Origin of the sequence: Gilliamella sp. Fer4-1, from assembly GCF_001690515.1 — a bacterium.
GTDB lineage: Bacteria > Pseudomonadota > Gammaproteobacteria > Enterobacterales > Orbaceae > Gilliamella > Gilliamella apicola_C.
Window position 1 is genome coordinate 1 of the sequence record NZ_LZGZ01000343.1, and the last position, 1,669, is coordinate 1,669.

Sequence of the window (1,669 nt, forward strand, 5' to 3'; positions counted from 1 at the left end):
AAAAGCAAAATAAATATCAGGATGTGTTTGTTGTAAATATTGCAATATATTAGTTAAATATACATTTTTATTTATTGCTGCTATAGCTTCAAGAAGCCCTTTCGGCACCTGCCACCAAGGCGAAGTTTGCACCGCTTGCTCAACCGGTACATGCACCACATGTGATTGGTGATTAATCCAGTAAAAAGCAAAAGCAGGCAGCACGTCTTGCCAGCTATCGGTAAAATAATCAAGCATGATTGACAAGTATTCGCCATCCCAATAGCGAAAAAACACTGTTTCACCATCGGGCATAATGGCTTGGGTTAGGCTACGTAAATGGGCGCAGATGTCTGCAAAGGGTAAATGAGAGCGTGCCAGCCAGCCCCAGTCTTTGTGCTCAGTGTTATTAATCCAATCTAAAAAAGGGCTATGCTCATCAAGTCTCACTAGCATGGGCATAACAGAAAACCAGTGCTCGTAAGGCGTGCCAGTATAAAGACCATAGGGCGTTTGTGAGCCATCAGTGATATAGTAGTTTTTAACCGCTTGCGCATCACTGACATTAGAAAGTACGGCATACAAAGGCATGGCAGAGGTAGCGGTAATCGTGCGCCATTGAGACAGTGGCATAGCTAGCATAATCTGCCCCTTGCATTGCACAATAAAACCCGTACTACTAAAAATCCGTTTAACTTATAAAAGACAAGAAAGGGATATTGAATAAGGCGATTGATGATTAAAGCAATATGACTAACAGCGAGCTCCATGATATTTACCTAAATTCCTTTAGAAAGTATTAAGAAACCGAAAAATAAAGGTATTTTTAGCTAAGATAAGATTATTTTTTATTCTATGCAACCTTTTTTAGTCTATTTTTGTTATTTTTTTAACAATAAACCTAGATTAGTTATGCTCGATACTTGTATTTTCAGCGCTTTGCCATGTTTAGTAAGGTGATTTAGGTAAATAATCGGTTTTATGTTATAGATTAATAATATTTGATTTCATACCTACCAATTACATCAAAAATATGATCATAAGTGCTAAGTATTATGCGTTGTTTACCTGCTTTATGAACTTCATCGACTAAATCAAAACTAGATTTTGAATATTTTTCGTAGGGATACTCATCTATTTCATAAATAGACAAACGGTCAATATCATTAAACATAAATGTCACTTTAACTTCAGGAACATTTAAAATCTCTGGTTTGCAACCTGCCAATGACAATGACGTATCAACAACCAAGGTGAATGGATAACATTCTAATTTAACATCAGATAAAATTAATGCATTTCGTGTGTAAATAATACCGTATTTTGTTTGTATTTCTTTTGTATTCATATCCCCTCTATTTTTAATTAAAAGGCAGCAGTCGAATATTTAAAGACCGCTATTAACCATTGCCATACAGATAACATCTTAGATATTTTAGCGTTTATAGTAACATTGTCGTTTATTGTTTAAAAGTTGAAGAAGTTAAAGCACTTCAACTTTGCCAACTAGCTTAAAACCTTCATAAATATTCATTGTAAATCCTTTTTCGAGTAAAAAACTTGGCGCATCCTCTACTAAAAAATAGGCTTTTCCAAAGCCAACTCTTTGGTCGGGTTCTAATAGTTCGCAACGTTGCACATTTAACACTAATGACCAAGATGATATATCACCACTTTTACCTTTCATTGG

Annotated in this window: 3 protein-coding genes; all 3 read right to left on the bottom strand. The window is 35.2% G+C overall.

Annotated features, from left to right (window positions below; translation table 11 throughout):
* Window positions 1-621: DUF4123 domain-containing protein (locus A9G30_RS11695; RefSeq protein ID WP_065589067.1), on the bottom strand; the 621-nt coding region annotated here is incomplete at its 3' end.
* 349 nt (window positions 622-970) lie between these two features.
* Window positions 971-1,327 carry a hypothetical protein gene (locus A9G30_RS11700; protein ID WP_065589068.1) on the bottom strand — a complete coding sequence of 119 codons (357 nt, stop codon included), beginning with the start codon at window positions 1,325-1,327 and terminating at the stop codon, window positions 971-973.
* A gap of 135 nt (window positions 1,328-1,462) precedes the next feature.
* Window positions 1,463-1,669 (bottom strand): hypothetical protein (locus A9G30_RS11705; RefSeq protein WP_081295844.1); only part of this gene is annotated, 207 nt, incomplete at its 5' end.

Excerpts from the sequence above, each read along its gene's own strand:
- A9G30_RS11700 (WP_065589068.1), bottom strand. The coding sequence starts at position 1,327 with ATGAATACAAAAGAAATACAAACAAAATACGGTATTATTTACACACGA.